The organism is Salinivibrio sp. VGrn1 (assembly GCF_009377995.1).
Lineage (GTDB): Bacteria > Pseudomonadota > Gammaproteobacteria > Enterobacterales > Vibrionaceae > Salinivibrio > Salinivibrio siamensis.
In genome coordinates this window covers 16,296-32,054 of record NZ_SATA01000007.1, presented here as the reverse complement: position 1 = coordinate 32,054, position 15,759 = coordinate 16,296, and the positions used below count along the sequence as shown (strand labels likewise).

The following is a 15,759-nucleotide window of genomic DNA, read 5'->3' as shown; positions in this document are numbered from 1 at the left end:
TAAAGATAAAAAGTCAAGCGAGTGCGTGACTTTGCGTGAGTACCTGCACAAACCTATCTGGATTTTCAACATGGCTGTTGTGCCCTGCCCCTTCTATCGGCGTGGCGGGGATCCCGGTGTGTTGCCATAGTGAATGTGCAAGTGAGGTAAATTTGTTGTCGTGCTCTCCACAAAGGTAGTCAATCGTGACGCCTTGTCGAAAGGCTTCACCCAGCCCCGCGCGTAAATTCGCCTGGCGACCCAAAGAGGTCGCCAATAGCATTTTCGCCACGGCGGGGCCGTGATTATTTCCCCGCTCAAGCACTAAAGCGGTACGCTGGTCAGACGTGAGTGACTGGAAGACGGTTTGCTGGTACCAATCATTTAACACCTCTGACAGGGTTTGATGCGCAAAGCGCGCCGCCCACTGGCTATCTTGTGTCAGCCGCTTGCGTCGTTGGTGGCTATCCGCCAAACCTGGGTGACCCGCTTCCAAGAAGACCGCGCGCCAAAGACTGGGTTGAGTGCAGACAAGATGCATGGCAAGGCGCGCGCCGAGCGAGTATCCGACTAAACATGCCTTTTGATGCCCCCACACCTGGTAACACGTTTGTCGTATTGCTGCGACTGTCGTGGCAAAGTCAACGGCTTGATAGCTCACACTGCTACCATGACCAGGCAAATCAATGCACAGCCAATGACAATGGTGCATTTTATCGGTCACCGTACGCCAATCTTCTCCGCTACCTAAAAAACCATGGAGAAACACCACTTTCTTTCCATGCCGATCGCCGCCTTGTTGGTAACTAAGCATGTGTCCCCCTGGCTGCCATGGCAGCTAAGCACTCGCTGAGTACCTGTCCCGCTTCTCCGGCCGGTGTCACCACTTCAATCACATCAGCCCCAGGGGTGGTGAGTGCCTGACTCACGCTTCGCACGAGATCATCTGGGGTCACGGGTTGATGGAAACCCAAAGAGAATTGCGCCGCGATGTGTTCAAAACCTAGATCATGCGGCATCCGGTAGTAGGTATCACAAAGGGTTTGATCAACCGGCAGCGCATCAAAAATGCCACCGCCATTGTTATTCAGGATAAGGATGGCGGCCGGCGCAGACGTCTCCCGCCATAATGCGAGGCTATTAAGATCGTAAAGTGCACTGGTATCACCCAACACCACTAACATTGGCTGAGCGCGGTATCGCTGCACCCCAGCGGCACAGGCGAGTAAACCATCAATGCCCGAGGCGCCACGGTTGGCAAATACCCGATGGTGAGCAAGGTGAGACCAAATATCCGCTAAGCGGATCGCCAAGCTGTTACCGATAAAAACATCCGCGTGGTGAGGCAACATCGCCGGCAGAGTTTGAAAGACATTGTGTTCCGACAAAGGGGAAGTCGGTATGGCGGCGGCCGCCAGTTGCATTTGATACTTGGCACCGTTGACTAGGGCGCATTGCCACGCGCTCACATGCGTCGAATCAGCTATCGCGTCAGAATGTGCACTGTCGACGGCATCAGTCAGTGCATTTAACCACAACCGCCACTGGGACGGCGGCACGACAAACTGTTCGACAGACAAATGATGAGGGGCAAGTGACTGTGTGTGTTCGCTGATCAGCCAGTAGTGAGCTTGCGTTTGCGCCAGCCATTGGCCAAGGCGTTTAGACACCAACCGCCCACCGAGCTGAATCACCCATTGGGCTTGATTCAATTGCTGGAAAAGATCGGGATGGTTAAGCCACAGATCGTAGCCAGGTGCACTGCTCGCCACCCCTGCCTGTGGATCGGCCAAGATAATGGCATGAAGCGAATTCGCTAACCGCTCCACGGCCTCGGACAGCCCCTCTGGCACGGCACCAAGTACAATTACCGTTCGTGGTCCTCCATCAGTCGGCGTCCACCAAGGCGGCCATTCAGGCATCGCAGAACAGCGAGCTTGATGGTGGCGGGTATAACGCTGGCCGCTTTGCCACCAGTGGGCAACAGACTCGCGAAGCTTTTCCTCCTCTGTCTCATCGCGATTGCCATAAAAAGGCTCACGAAACGGACAGTTAATATGGACGCTCCCCCCTTGCTCAGCCTGACGTGCAAGTAGCTGATCCACTTTGGTGAGTAACGCCGGCAAAGGGATCTCAGCGGTCGGCGCCGGAAGCGCCAATTCAGCGGTCACATGAGAAGAAAACAGGCCTGATTGGGTAATCGCTTGGTTCGCGCCACAATCCATTAATTCAAACGGGCGGTCAGCAGAAAGAATCACTAACGGTTCACCGGTTAAGCCACTCTCTACCACGGCAGGCAGCAAATTTGCCACCGCAGTGCCTGAGGTCACAATCACCGCGACAGGCTCACAGATACTCTTGGCCAAACCAAGGGCAAGGTAACCCAGCCCGCGCTCATCAAAGTGACGGTGGATTGTCACCGGACGTTGGGGATGCTGACTTTGTTTCACCGCGGCCAGCGTCAAGGGTGTGGAGCGTGAACCGGGCGCGACACAAATATGCCTGATGCCTAGGCGCGATAGCTCTTCTATCACAACCTCTGCCCAGGTGTGTGTGAGAGAAAGCGACATTAGCAGGCTCCGAGTCTGATGGCGTCTTTTTCAGGCACCGTGCAAGCAGGCAAACACTGACGGAGAGTCGTGAGCTTATTGTCCAGCTCTTGCCACTCAGCATCCGGATCCGAGCCAGGGACAATACCGGCGCCGGCATATAAGTCCACGGTATTCTCTGTCACTTGTGCACTGCGTATTGCCACACAAAACTGGCTTTCACGCTGAGAAAGATAACCGACCGCACCGCTATAACGGCCACGAGCAATGCCTTGCTCGGCTAAAAAGGTACGCGCATTTTCACGGGGCAATCCGGCCACCGCGGCGGTGGGCTGTAAGGCACTGAGCAGCACAGTATCATCAACACCAGGCCCGATGATGGCGCTGATTCGACGACGTAAATGCTGAAGATGGCGAAGCACAATCAGATGCGGTTCAGGGTCAACCGTAATGGTTAACGCATGACGGCGAAGTCCGGCGAAAATATCGTCCACCACCAGCTGATTCTCGTGCACGTTTTTCGTGTCACTTAATAGCCACTCGCCAAGATGATGATCTTCACTAAAGCTTGCGCCACGACGAACTGTCCCTGCTACCGCTTCTGTGGTCACACGACAATCGCGACGGCGGTATAGCCGCTCTGGGGTTGAGCCAACAAAAGCGTCATCAGGGCCGGTTGCAAAAAGGAAGTGAAAACTCTCGACATTGTGCTGTTGGCTATGCTGTAACAGCTGGCCGGCACTGATCGGCGCATTGAGCGACAGACGCGTTTGACGTGCCAGCACCACTTTTTGTAGTGCGGTCTGCTCCATGTGTGTCAACGCACAACGGACAGATTGACACCACTGAGCGTGGTTGGGGGTATGTGTCTCTTCACGGACAACCGCTTGCCCTGCTGCCAAAGGACGGCCTTGCCAAATCACCTGATTAAGTACCGCTTGGCTGTCACACGCCGTGGTGAGATTAATACTCAGCTGCCATTGCTGGTCACGCCTGACGAGCTCAACCACTGGCAAGAAAAAATCACCACAGCCGGGTGCATCATCAAAGGCCACACAGCCCCAAATGCGCTGGTCAGGCAACAGACTGGCTTGGGCCGCATGAAGCTGAGAAAACTGATGGCTAGCGCCCAGTGCCAATACCTCTTCACGACCATCGCGTGATTGCCAGTAGGTTTTCGGGTAAATAGGCTGTGCATCCAACCAAGCAACGGGCGACAAATCACCTGGCCAAGTAAACGCCATGGTCAATTGTGCAGGCGCTTGACTGATCGCTACTTGGCTTTGTAAATGATTAGCCGCTTGAATCAAGGTAGTCACGACATCCTCCAACCGCCTAGGCGGCAGTGCTCTTTGCAAGTCAATCCGTACTCTTTTATGTAGCACGTTATTCTTGCTTATCAGTCTACCTGTGAGCGTCTTTTACAAATATGCGCTAGATCAGTTATCTGTCAAACTTGGTCGATTTTTTTGCGCCATTCCTAGCAGTGAAACTTTATCTGCCCAAGTCTTTCGAATTGGCAAACAAATAGTGTAAGTTACCAAAAAAGCCTAATAACAATTTTCACCTTTTTATTTACAGGAACGTTAATGCAACCTATTGGAATGTCCGCCAAGCTGGATGATGTCTGCTACGACATTCGCGGTCCAGTGATGAAAGAAGCGAAACGCCTCGAAGAAGAGGGCCACCGCATTCTTAAGCTGAATATCGGTAACCCCGCCCCGTTCGGTTTTGATGCCCCCGATGAAATCTTGGTGGATGTGATCCGCAACCTCCCCACCTCGCAAGGATATTGCGATTCAAAAGGGCTCTACTCCGCCCGTAAAGCCGTGGTGCAACACTACCAAAAGCGCGGCTTGATGGACTTAGACGTTGAAGACGTCTATTTGGGCAACGGTGCCTCCGAGCTTATCGTGATGGCCATGCAAGCCCTGCTTAATAATGGTGACGAGTTACTGGTGCCCTCACCCGACTATCCACTTTGGACGGCGGCGGCATCTTTATCAGGGGGCAAGCCTGTCCATTACCTTTGCGATGAAGAGTCGGACTGGTATCCAGACTTAGACGATATCAAACGTAAAATCACGCCCAGCACCCGCGGGATTGTCCTGATTAACCCCAATAACCCAACGGGGGCTGTTTATAGTCGCGACTTTTTGTTGCAAGTGGTGGAGATCGCGCGCCAGCATAATCTGATCATTTTTGCGGACGAAATCTACGATAAAATTCTCTACGACGGGGCGCAGCACTACTCTATCGCCACCTTAGCACCGGATGTACTGTGCTTGACCTTTAATGGCTTATCCAAGGCCTACCGAGTCTGTGGCTTTCGCGCCGGCTGGATGCTGGTCACAGGGCCGAAACAACATGCACGCGGTTACATCGAAGGCCTTGAGATGCTGGCATCGATGCGGCTTTGTGCTAATGTCCCGATGCAGCATGCGATTCAAACGGCGTTGGGGGGATACCAGAGCATCAACGAGCTTATCTTACCCGGCGGTCGGTTGCTGGAGCAGCGCGACAAAGCCTATGAGCTTATCAACCAAATTCCAGGGGTGAGCTGTAAAAAGCCGAAAGGCGCGCTCTATCTCTTCCCGAAAATCGACACCAAACGGTATAACATTCATAACGATGAAAAGTTAATGCTCGACTTTTTATTGCAAGAGAAAGTGCTCATGGTGCATGGAACGGGCTTTAATTGGCACCAACCCGACCATTTCCGGCTTGTCACCTTGCCGCGCGTCGATGACTTGGAGATGGCTATCAGTCGCTTTGAACGCTTTCTCAGCGGGTACAGCCAAGAGAGCTAGTGGGTGTTACCTGTCGATAACGCAAGCACGTGCGACACGGCTTGCGTTATGTTATTGATCACCGTATTCCGTTTATAACGCCCTTATTCGTATGTCTCGATACTGCTCTCGCTGCCATAAAGCCCACGCCATCTGCATTTGCGATGCCATCACCAAGATTGATAATCCCAATCCCGTGATCCTGCTTCAGCACCCTGATGAAGTCTCGCACCCAAAGAACAGTGCCTGTCTGCTGAGCCTTTCGCTACAACAAAGCGTGACCTTCGTCGGAGAAGATTTTAGCCAGCATTCCCCGCTGAATGCGTTATTGGCGGATCCGGACATTACTTATGCCGTGCTCTACCCCGGTGAAAACGCGATGGCACTCAGTGAGATGACGGCCCAAGGTGCGAGTGCCAAACAAGGGGTTATTTTGCTGGATGGGACCTGGAAAAAAGCCTACAAAATGTATCAGTTGTCGACCAATTTACAGGCACTTCCGAGTATCCGTATTGACGCCTGTGCGCCAAGCCAATATCAGATTCGTAAAAGTCGGAAGCCGGGTGCCCTGTCCACCCTCGAGGCCGGCTATATGGCACTGAGTCAACTCAGTGGCGACCCCACACGCTATCAGCCGTTGCTCGACAGTTTTGACCTTCTCGTTCAGCGCCAGCTCGCCTTTATACCCAATGCGAGCAAGCGCCACGACTGAGCAAGCGACTTGCTTAGTGTCCCGCACACTGAGGGCGTCATCACCCACGCTCGTCCCCGATCGCTAGCGAATCGCGTACAGCGGACCATTACTGGCGGCGGTAAACATGGTGCTGTGGAGCTTTTGCGCAAAGCTGTCAGTCATCGACGACAGGTAATCGGCAATCACTCGCATCCCTGATTGGCCGTTCGCTCGGGCGGCCAGCCAGTCGCGTCGATAATCCGTCGGCAACAAACGCTCGGGATCAGAGGCAAAGGCATCAAACAACTCCATGACCAACTGTTGGCCCTTGTACTCCACCACCTGAAGCTCTGGCTGTTTAACCACAAATTCACTGACAAAGCGCTTTAGCACCTCCAAAACACCGGCCATGACCTCAGTCAAATAGGCATTCCACGCCAATAGCGGAGAGGTAAAACTGTGGGTGCCATCTTGATTGGTCGGCGCGATCTCCACTGAGGTCAATAACGTATTGACCAGGGCGCCAATCGCGTCCTTACGCTCGTACGGAGGACCAAACATTTGCTCACTTAGCTCACCAATGTTGGCCTCGAGCCATGGGTCACCACACTCTGCCAAATGGCTTGCTACTGACTCTTGCCATTGCTCCCTCGTCACTAGGCCCATCACGATGGCATCTTCCAAGTCATGGACGCCATAAGCGATATCATCGGCCAGCTCCATGATGGAGCAATCGATTGATTTATAGCGTGTTTTGCGGTGTTGATCCGTTGCCGTGTGATCGCGAAACGCTAAAAATAACGCGCGATCCGCCTCATTTAATGGCGCGAGCACCCAATCTCGCCGCGCTTTATCATCATCATAAATGCCCTTGGCGGGTTGCCACTCCCGCGCTTTGAGATGGCGAAAGTCGTTAACGGGCGCAGGCTGATTGCCATTGTGAGCGGCACTGATCAATGCGGGGTACTTCATCACACCAAGCAAGGTGCGACGTGCCAAGTTCATCCCATGCTCTTGTGTATAAGGCTCAAGCAGCGTGACAATGCGAAAGGTTTGCGCATTGCCCTCAAACCCTCCGTCATTGCGCATCATGTAATTCAATGCGATTTCGCCCCCATGGCCGTAAGGTGGATGACCGATATCGTGAGCCAAACAGAGGCTTTCCATCAAACCGGTCGACGGAAGTAGTGGGCGAAATGCTGGTTGTTTCTCTTTGAGCTGCGCGACGATGCCGGTACCAATTTGCGAGACCTCAAGTGAATGGGTTAACCGAGTCCGATAAAAGTCGCTGTGCTCGGCACCGAGCACCTGGGTTTTTGCTTGCAAGCGTCGAAAGGCAGCTGAGTGCAGAATCCGCGCACGATCGCGTTGGTACGCCGTGCGTTTATCATGACGACGCTTTTTCTGCTCATTTGTCATCTGGCGAATTTGCCAGGCGTCAGATAGGTCAAAATCCATCATCACTGATCTCATCCAACGACAGTGTAAAACTATCCACAAAAGTGGCCATAAAGTAATCGCTCGCCGGAGAGCGCCTTTTCTCTAACGAGGCTTCCAGCCGCTTCTTCGCTTGCTCAAACTCATGGTTCCCTGCTGCAATCTCTTCCAGGCATTTTAAATAAGCACATAAGGTGTCGGCCTGTTTCACCAGTTGGTAATCATCCGGCGCGATGTGGTCTGAGTCTATTAGCCCGCTATATTCCTCTTGTAACTCAGGCGGCAGCATCGCGATAAGCTTTTTCTCGGCCATTTTCTCTATTTTTTTATACTCCCCCGCAATGGATGGATTGAAGTACTTTACTGGGGTAGGCAAGTCACCCGTGATCACTTCGCTGCAATCATGGAACATCGCTAATACCGCGATACGCTCGGGTTGATAGTGACCATTGAAGCGTTTGTTATTGATTAACGCTAACGCATGCGCCACAAAGGCAACCTGTAAACTATGTTCAGAGATGTTTTCGGCGGAAACATTGCGCATCAGTGGCCAACGATAAATCAGCTTCATTCGCGCAAGGTGGGCAAAAAAGTGGCTTTGTTTTTGAGTCATCGCATCCTGCTACCATGCTACACATCGCTGTCATTGTGTGCATTCAAGCCAGCAGACACAAGTATTATTCGCGCAAAGCGCCAAACACCACTTTGCGCGAGTATGGTTACACCTTTATGAGGTCTCGGTTTTTATCCAATGTTGAGGGACCAATGCCTTTGACCTCCATCAGTGCGTCTGGCGAGCTAAATTCACCGTGGGCTTGGCGATACTCAATAATGGCCTTGGCCTTGGCCTTCGCCGGGCCAATCCCCTTGAGTTGCTCTGATAACTGCTGCTCACTCGCGGTATTGATGTTAACGGAAAGACGTTCAACTTGCTCAGTCGCTTGAGCGGCGTTTTCATCAGCACTCCAACTCACCGGCGCCGTCACCAACGCAAGGGCAAAGAACAGACAGGATAAAAGGTGTTTCATGATTTCACTCCTTGTAGAAATGTCAGCCTTACCCTAAGTCTGCGCTCGCCTATTTGCATGTGAGCGATAAAAGAAAAACGACGCAGGACAAAGTCCTAGCGCCGTTTTTCTTACTCAAGCAAAGAGGGTGCGAGAGAGATCGAACTCCTGCTGCCCACTCGCTTACTGGGTATCTGACTCCGCGTAAGTCACATCCACCTCTTCGCGCAACGCTTGTAAGGTCGCAGACAGTGACATGTTACTCATCGCGCGTTGAACACGCGCCGCCATTTGGCTTTGCGGGCTGATATCTGGCACCTCAGGCACCATCACCTTATCCAGTGCCACAACCACCACATCACCTTGACGGTTTTGCGTCACGCCATAGCTGGCGTTGTCAGATGCTGGCTGTGGCAGAGAAAACGCCAGCTCAGCGACGGCTTGTTGCTGAGAAACACGGTTGAGTGTGATGGGGGCACTGAAGGTGTAATCGCTCCCCGTTACCTCACCGCTTTCTTCGAGTTGGGCAATCAAGTCACCGGCGGTTTCTTTTGCTTGCTCTTGGCCTTTCTCGGCGGCGAGCGTTTCGCGAACTTGGTCTTTCACTTCCGCAAAACTAAGCTGTTTTTCCGGCTTCACATCATCAAGGCGCACAACAATCGCATGCTCCCCAGACAACTCAATCAACTCTGAGTTAAGCCCGTTTTCACGTACGTCATAGCTGTCAAGTGCTTGCTGGATCTGAGGACGAGCCATCAAGCCAGTCGCCGCGTCTAACGCAAAATAATCGGTATACTGCACCTTGCTGTTCACCGCATCAGCCGCAGGCTCCAAACCATTCGCCTCTTCAAAAGCGACTTCAGCCAGTGTGGTAGACTGCGCGTAGAAACGATCCGCCGCGCGCGCTTGTTGCAATTCGGCTCGGATATCGTCTTTTACCTCTGCAAGCGGTGTCACATCCGCCGGATCAATATCGTCTAAACGGATAATATGATAGCCAAAGTCAGATTGAACGAGCCCAGAGACATCGCCTTTCTCTGACAGCGCATACGCCGCGTTCTCGAACGCCGGATCCATCACATCAGGTTCAATCCAGTCCAGCGACCCACCCTGCTCAGCACTGAAGGTGTCATCAGACATTTCCTTCGCTAAAGCAGCAAATGCGGCGCCTTGATTCAGGCGCTCTAGCGCTTGCTGGGCTTTGGCTTTAGCCTCATCACCTGTCCCTTCAATCAGGATGTGGCTCACTTTACGACGTTCTTGTGAGCCATACTGAGACTGGTTCTCTTGGTAATAAGTCGCGATGGCTTCATCCGAGACCTGAACCTCATTAGCCAGCCCCTCCCCCGTGAGCTCTACATAAGCGACTTTGACCATGCGAGGCTGGATATAATCGTCTCGGTTAGCTTGATAGTATGCTTCCAGCTCGTCGTCCGTTAGCGATACCTGCTCTGCAAAATCAGCCACTGGGAGCGTGATGGTGCGCACTTGGCGGCTTTGCGCCTCTAAGCGATACAGATTCTCTAACTCACTGGGCAAGACAAAGCCTGAGCCTTGTAGGCCATTAACCAGCTGCTGACGCATTAAGTCTGTGCGCATATAGTTGGCAAATTCATCGGCACTCATGCCCGTTTGGCGCAGAGCGGCCTGATAACGATCGTTATTAAACTGTCCGCCTTGACGGAACTGTGGCATCGCTCTAATCGCCGCTTTGACTTGCGCATCACTCACACGCAAACCGAGTTCGCTAGCCGCCTGCTCTAACAGCAAGTCATTGATCATTCGATCTAAGATATTTTGACGAAAACGCTTCACATACTCTGGGTTGCCCAGCAGTTGGTTAAACTGCTCTCCGGCTTGTTGCTGCATACGAGCACGTTCGTTTTGATAAGCTCGATCGAGCTCTGCACGGCTGATTTCTTTATCACCGACGGTTGCAGCGGGCGGGTTGGAACCGCCTGCCAGATAGCTGCCGACACCGGCAAAAGCAAAGGAAAAGATGATAAGGCTTAAAATGATCTTCACCGCAAGACTATTGGTGCCTTCGCGTATACGTTCCATCATAACTGGCCGGTACTCCAACTGGTTTGGGCTGGTTGTCTTTCAACTAAAAAGGCGCATCATGTGATGCGCCTTTACGCTCTTGTGCGCCGAATTATACGCGGTTGTTAGTGGCTTTGCAGCTCTAGCGCCCCGTCAAACGCGAATAATTCGGCAGCGAGTCACGAGGATTACTCGTTAACGGCGTCTTTTAACGCTTTACCCGCTTTAAAGCCTGGTACTTTGGCCGCCGCGATATCAATTTCAGCGCCCGTTTGTGGGTTACGGCCCTTGCGTGCAGCGCGTTCGCGTACAGAGAAGGTGCCAAAGCCCACTAGCGCGACCTGGTCGCCTGACTTCAACGTGTCAGACACCGCCTCGACGAAGGCATCCAATGCACGGTTCGCTGAGGCCTTAGAAATATCCGCACCTTCTGCAATATGATCAATCAGTTCCGACTTATTCACTTTTTCATCCCCTTAGATTACATCTCCGCAAACCTATCAATGTTGCGGTATTCAATAACAGACGCTTTGTCGACGAAAGACGTTGAAAGCGCGCTTGCCCGCCCCATGCAGGCAATGCGTCAAAGCAACGTTAGCGAGCAAAAAAAACGCTGACAAGCCTTTTACTGCCTGTCAGCGTTTTACGTTGCTTAATTTTGCTGCATGTCACTCTTTTCGGCGTTAACCAGCTCAATACCGAGCGGATTATTCTCTAGCGCAATGGTTAAAACCTCATCAATCCAGCGCACTGGATGGATAGATAAGTCCTCTTTGACGTTGGCAGGAATGTCCTCCAGATCGCGCTCGTTCTCTTTTGGAATGACAACGGTTTTGATACCCCCACGACGCGCAGCCAATAGTTTTTCTTTCAAGCCACCAATCGGGAGCACTTCACCACGTAAGGTGATCTCGCCGGTCATTGCCACATCGGAACGCACGGAGTTACCGGTTAAGCTTGAAACTAACGCGGTACACATCGCGATACCTGCGCTCGGTCCGTCTTTCGGGGTAGCGCCTTCAGGGACGTGGACATGAATATCACGCTTCTCGTAAAAGTCGCTATTGATACCCAGTTTGTCAGCACGGCTACGCACCACGGTCATCGCCGCTTGCACCGACTCTTGCATCACATCGCCCAGCGAGCCTGTGTGCGTCAGTTTGCCTTTACCTGGCATCGCTTCGGTCTCGATAGTGAGCAAGTCGCCACCCACTTCGGTCCAAGCAAGCCCAGTCACTTGGCCAACCCGGTTTTGCTCATCCGCTTTACCATAATCAAAGCGGCGGACGCCTAAGTAATCTTGCAAGTTCTCATCCGTCACCGTCACTTGCTTGAGCTCGCTATTAAGCAGAATTTCTTTGACCGTCTTGCGACAAAGTTTAGAAATCTCGCGCTCAAGGTTACGCACGCCCGCTTCGCGTGTGTAGTAACGAATAATGCCGACAATGGCCGAGTCTTCAATCGTGATCTCATGCGGTTTCAAGCCATTACGAGCCACTTGCTTGTCAATCAAATGCTGCTTAGCAATGTTGAGCTTCTCGTCCTCGGTGTAACCAGACAGGCGGATCACTTCCATCCGATCCAGCAGTGGGCCGGGGATATTCATCGAGTTAGATGTGGCCACGAACATCACATCCGAGAGATCGTAGTCAACCTCTAGATAATGATCGTTAAACGCATTGTTTTGCTCAGGATCAAGCACCTCAAGCAGCGCCGATGAGGGATCGCCACGCATGTCAGACGACACCTTATCGATTTCATCGAGCAGGAACAGCGGGTTACGGACGCCCACTTTCGACATCTTCTGGATAAGCTTGCCAGGCAATGAGCCGATATAGGTGCGACGATGGCCACGGATTTCCGCTTCATCACGTACGCCACCCAACGCCATACGGGTATATTTACGCCCAGTGGCGCGAGCAATAGACTGCCCTAGCGAGGTTTTACCCACCCCTGGCGGTCCCACTAAGCAAAGAATCGGGCCTTTCAGCTTCTTCATCCGATTTTGTACCGCGAGGTATTCCAAAATACGGTCTTTGACGCGCTCAAGGCCATAGTGGTCGGCATTGAGCACTTCTTCCGCGCGGGCTAAATTCTTTTTCACTTTTGAGCGTTTTGCCCATGGCACACTAATCATCCAATCGATATAGCTGCGTACCACGGTGGCTTCCGCCGACATCGGAGACATCATTTTCAGCTTTTGCAGTTCTTGCTCGGTTTTTTCCCGCGCCTCCTGCGGCATTTTTGATTCTTCGATTTTCTGCTTCAGCGCTTCAAACTCGTCCGGCGCATCATCCAGCTCACCCAGCTCCTTCTGAATGGCTTTCATTTGCTCATTGAGGTAGTACTCGCGCTGGCTCTTTTCCATTTGCTTTTTAACGCGTCCACGAATGCGCTTCTCAACCTGAAGCAAGTCAATCTCAGACTCCATCATGGTCATCAGGTATTCGAGACGCTCGGAAATATCAACGATTTCCAACACGTTTTGCTTGTCTTCAAGCTTAAGCGGCATGTGGGCAGCAATGGTATCAGCAAGACGCGCCGCCTCTTCAATGCCATTTAAGGATGTCAGTACTTCTGGCGGGATCTTTTTGTTGAGCTTGATAAAGCCTTCAAACTGGCTGATCGCCGTGCGAACCAACACTTCCTGCTCACGCTCATCCAAGCTTGGCGTGGTCAAATACTCGGCCTGCGCAGTGAAGAAATCATCTTCACTAAACTGATCGATGCGCGCACGCTGCATCCCTTCAACCAGCACTTTCACCGTGCCATCTGGAAGTTTAAGAAGCTGGAGAATGGTTGCCACCGTCCCAACGGTGTATAAATCTGAGATACTTGGATCATCAGTGGCGGCATCTTTTTGCGCAACCAGTAGAATCTGTTTGTCGTTGTCCATCGCCGCTTCAAGGCAGCGTATCGACTTTTCCCTTCCCACAAAAAGCGGGATCACCATGTGAGGATAAACCACCACATCCCGAAGTGGCAGCACCGGAATGTCAATGCGCTCGGAACGCTCCAAGTTCATATGCTTCTCTCTTCCGTTCAATCTGATTATGAGTATATGGGGTCTGTTGGACAGGTTTCAACGGCTCAACCGTCAGAAAATAAAAAAGGGAGTTGTCACTCCCTTTTTCTATATCACTGATAACCTTGTGTAACGATATTACTCGCCACCCGCCGCTTGGTTATCCGTGTGTTCATACATCAGTAGAGGTGCAGATTCGCCTCGGATCACTGAATCGTCAATCACCACTTTGCTCACGTCTTTCATTGACGGTAAGTCGTACATGGTATCCAACAACACAGCTTCGACAATCGAGCGTAGGCCACGTGCACCCGTTTTACGCTCCATCGCTTTTTTGGCGATAGCACGCAGTGCGTCGTCTCGAAACTCCAGCTCCACCCCGTCGAGTTCAAGCAACGCGCCATACTGCTTGGTCAACGCGTTTTTCGGCTCGCGCAGAATTTGCACTAAGGCATCTTCGTCAAGCTCTCTCAACACCGCGGTGACGGGTAGACGGCCAATAAATTCAGGGATCAGGCCATACTTCACCATGTCCTCGGGCTCAACTTTGCCGAAGAACTCATCGGCTGAACGGTCCGTGGCGCCTTTAACCTGCGCACCAAAGCCAATGCCAGAGCCTGTATCGACACGCTGCTCAACCACTTTATCGAGCCCCGCAAACGCACCGCCACAGATAAACAGGATTTTCGACGTGTCTACTTGCAAAAATTCCTGCTGTGGATGCTTACGTCCTCCCTGAGGAGGAATCGACGCGACTGTTCCTTCTACCAATTTAAGCAGTGCTTGTTGCACCCCTTCCCCAGAAACGTCTCGGGTAATAGACGGGTTGTCGGATTTACGAGAGACCTTGTCAATCTCATCGATATAGACGATACCACGCTCCGCTTTGGCGACATCATAATCGCACTTTTGCAACAGCTTCTGGATAATGTTTTCCACGTCTTCACCGACATAACCGGCCTCGGTCAATGTGGTGGCGTCTGCCATGGTAAATGGCACATCCAAAAAGCGCGCAAGCGTTTCGGCCAGTAATGTTTTACCACTACCGGTAGGGCCGATCAGCAAGATGTTACTCTTGCCCAGCTCCACGCCATCTGCGCTTTTGTCACCGTTTCGCAAGCGTTTGTAGTGGTTGTAGACTGCAACCGAGAGCACTTTTTTCGCTTGCTCTTGGCCAATGACATAATCGTCAAGGTGTGCACGAATTTCACTCGGCGCGGGTAAGCTATCTCCCTCGCGCTTTGGCATCACTTCTTTAATTTCTTCACGGATAATGTCATTACACAGGTCAACACACTCATCACAAATGTAGACCGATGGCCCGGCAATTAACTTACGAACTTCGTGTTGGCTCTTACCACAGAATGAGCAGTAAAGCAGCTTTCCGCTTCCACCGTCTTTTCGCTTGTCTGTCATTCGCTAACCTCTTTGGGGCCTTTGCCCGTCGTTGCCTTATGTTGAGTTTACAACAAATCGGCCACTTTTTCCGACCCAACCACTGACAAGCTTTGCGCTTGTTCACGCAGCTTGCTTGATTTCAACGCCCTAAGGCATGTTGGGTTTAGTCTCGTTGACTTAATACGGCGTCAACCAAGCCATAGTCCACCGCTTCCTGTGCCGCCATGAAGTTATCACGGTCGGTGTCACGTTCAATCACTTCCATCGGCTGGCCTGTGTGCTCAGCCAACAGGGTGTTGAGGCGGTGCTTGGTTTTGATCATTTCTTGGGCATGAATTTCAATGTCAGACGCTTGGCCTTGGAAGCCCCCCAGCGGCTGGTGAATCATGACCCGTGAATTCGGTAGGCAATAACGTTTGCCTTTGGCTCCACCCGCCAACAGGAACGATCCCATTGAGCACGCTTGGCCCGTACACAGGGTGCTGACATCAGGCTTGATAAACTGCATGGTGTCATAGATCGCCATGCCTGCCGTGACCACGCCACCTGGCGAGTTGATGTACAAATAAATGTCTTTTTCTGGGTTTTCTGACTCTAAGAACAGCATCTGCGCCACAATCAAATTTGCCATTTGATCTTCCACTTGCCCAGTGAGGAAGATGATGCGTTCTTTTAGCAGGCGAGAGTATATATCGTAAGAGCGCTCGCCGCGCGAGGTTTGTTCCACCACCATAGGAACAAGGGCGTCCATAATTGGCGGCATGGCATTATTGTGTTGTTGGCTCATAGCGTAATATCCCTAATCGAATTCGTTATAACTCTTGCCTTAACCAAGGTTTAGCACAAAACGCTGTAACAG

General features: G+C 52.0%; 13 protein-coding genes. 2 read left to right on the top strand and 11 right to left on the bottom strand.

Features of this window, described 5'->3' with window-relative positions; genetic code table 11:
* Positions 1 to 13: 13 nt before the first annotated feature.
* From menH to EHW56_RS11185, 3 genes are read right to left on the bottom strand one after another with little or no spacing between them, the layout of a single operon-like run.
* Positions 14 to 793 carry a 2-succinyl-6-hydroxy-2,4-cyclohexadiene-1-carboxylate synthase gene (gene menH / locus EHW56_RS11195; RefSeq protein ID WP_152795656.1) on the bottom strand — a complete coding sequence of 260 codons (780 nt, stop codon included), beginning with the start codon at positions 791 to 793 and terminating at the stop codon, positions 14 to 16.
* A complete protein-coding gene (gene menD, locus EHW56_RS11190) occupies positions 786 to 2,549 on the bottom strand; it encodes a 2-succinyl-5-enolpyruvyl-6-hydroxy-3-cyclohexene-1-carboxylic-acid synthase (RefSeq protein ID WP_077665870.1) in 1,764 nt (587 codons plus the stop codon). The genes menH and menD overlap by 8 nt, the downstream gene beginning before the upstream one ends.
* Positions 2,549 to 3,847 carry an isochorismate synthase MenF gene (locus tag EHW56_RS11185; protein WP_370517148.1) on the bottom strand — a complete coding sequence of 433 codons (1,299 nt, stop codon included), beginning with the start codon at positions 3,845 to 3,847 and terminating at the stop codon, positions 2,549 to 2,551. The genes menD and EHW56_RS11185 overlap by 1 nt, the downstream gene beginning before the upstream one ends.
* Positions 3,848 to 4,117: 270 nt before the next feature.
* Between EHW56_RS11185 and EHW56_RS11180 the strand changes: the two genes are divergently transcribed.
* Both EHW56_RS11180 and EHW56_RS11175 read left to right on the top strand, forming a co-directional pair.
* Positions 4,118 to 5,338, top strand: coding sequence for a pyridoxal phosphate-dependent aminotransferase (locus tag EHW56_RS11180; RefSeq protein ID WP_077578044.1), 1,221 nt, complete (start codon positions 4,118 to 4,120; stop codon positions 5,336 to 5,338).
* Positions 5,339 to 5,429: 91 nt separating this feature from the next.
* On the top strand, positions 5,430 to 6,029 hold the full coding sequence (locus tag EHW56_RS11175) for a tRNA-uridine aminocarboxypropyltransferase (protein WP_152799670.1): 600 nt from the start codon (positions 5,430 to 5,432) through the stop codon (positions 6,027 to 6,029).
* Positions 6,030 to 6,092: 63 nt separating this feature from the next.
* Here EHW56_RS11175 and EHW56_RS11170 read toward each other — a convergent pair whose 3' ends face one another.
* The 8 genes from EHW56_RS11170 to clpP all read right to left on the bottom strand — a co-directional run bounded on the left by EHW56_RS11170 (position 6,093) and on the right by clpP (position 15,687).
* Complete coding sequence (locus EHW56_RS11170) at positions 6,093 to 7,451, bottom strand: anti-phage deoxyguanosine triphosphatase (RefSeq protein ID WP_077578042.1); 1,359 nt, start codon at positions 7,449 to 7,451, stop codon at positions 6,093 to 6,095.
* The gene (gene yfbR / locus EHW56_RS11165; protein WP_046075260.1) at positions 7,438 to 8,040 is read right to left on the bottom strand and encodes a 5'-deoxynucleotidase; all 603 of its coding nucleotides are present in this window, start codon (positions 8,038 to 8,040) and stop codon (positions 7,438 to 7,440) included. Before yfbR ends, EHW56_RS11170 begins: the two co-directional genes overlap by 14 nt.
* 106 nt (positions 8,041 to 8,146) lie before the next feature.
* On the bottom strand, positions 8,147 to 8,455 hold the full coding sequence (locus EHW56_RS11160; RefSeq protein ID WP_152800427.1) for a helix-hairpin-helix domain-containing protein: 309 nt from the start codon (positions 8,453 to 8,455) through the stop codon (positions 8,147 to 8,149).
* 162 nt (positions 8,456 to 8,617) lie between these two features.
* Positions 8,618 to 10,498, bottom strand: a complete 1,881-nt coding sequence (gene ppiD / locus EHW56_RS11155) for a peptidylprolyl isomerase (RefSeq protein WP_152795651.1) — start codon at positions 10,496 to 10,498, stop codon at positions 8,618 to 8,620.
* Positions 10,499 to 10,665: 167 nt separating this feature from the next.
* Positions 10,666 to 10,941, bottom strand: a complete 276-nt coding sequence (locus EHW56_RS11150; protein WP_046075257.1) for an HU family DNA-binding protein — start codon at positions 10,939 to 10,941, stop codon at positions 10,666 to 10,668.
* Between the two features lie 188 nt (positions 10,942 to 11,129).
* Positions 11,130 to 13,502: an endopeptidase La gene (gene lon / locus EHW56_RS11145; protein ID WP_152795649.1), complete on the bottom strand. Its 2,373-nt coding sequence runs from the start codon at positions 13,500 to 13,502 to the stop codon at positions 11,130 to 11,132.
* Between the two features lie 138 nt (positions 13,503 to 13,640).
* Positions 13,641 to 14,918 (bottom strand): ATP-dependent protease ATP-binding subunit ClpX, encoded by a 1,278-nt coding sequence (gene clpX, locus EHW56_RS11140; RefSeq protein WP_046075255.1) that lies wholly within the window; start codon positions 14,916 to 14,918, stop codon positions 13,641 to 13,643.
* A gap of 145 nt (positions 14,919 to 15,063) precedes the next feature.
* Complete coding sequence (gene clpP, locus EHW56_RS11135; protein WP_046075254.1) at positions 15,064 to 15,687, bottom strand: ATP-dependent Clp endopeptidase proteolytic subunit ClpP; 624 nt, start codon at positions 15,685 to 15,687, stop codon at positions 15,064 to 15,066.
* Between the last annotated feature and the right edge of the window lie 72 nt (positions 15,688 to 15,759).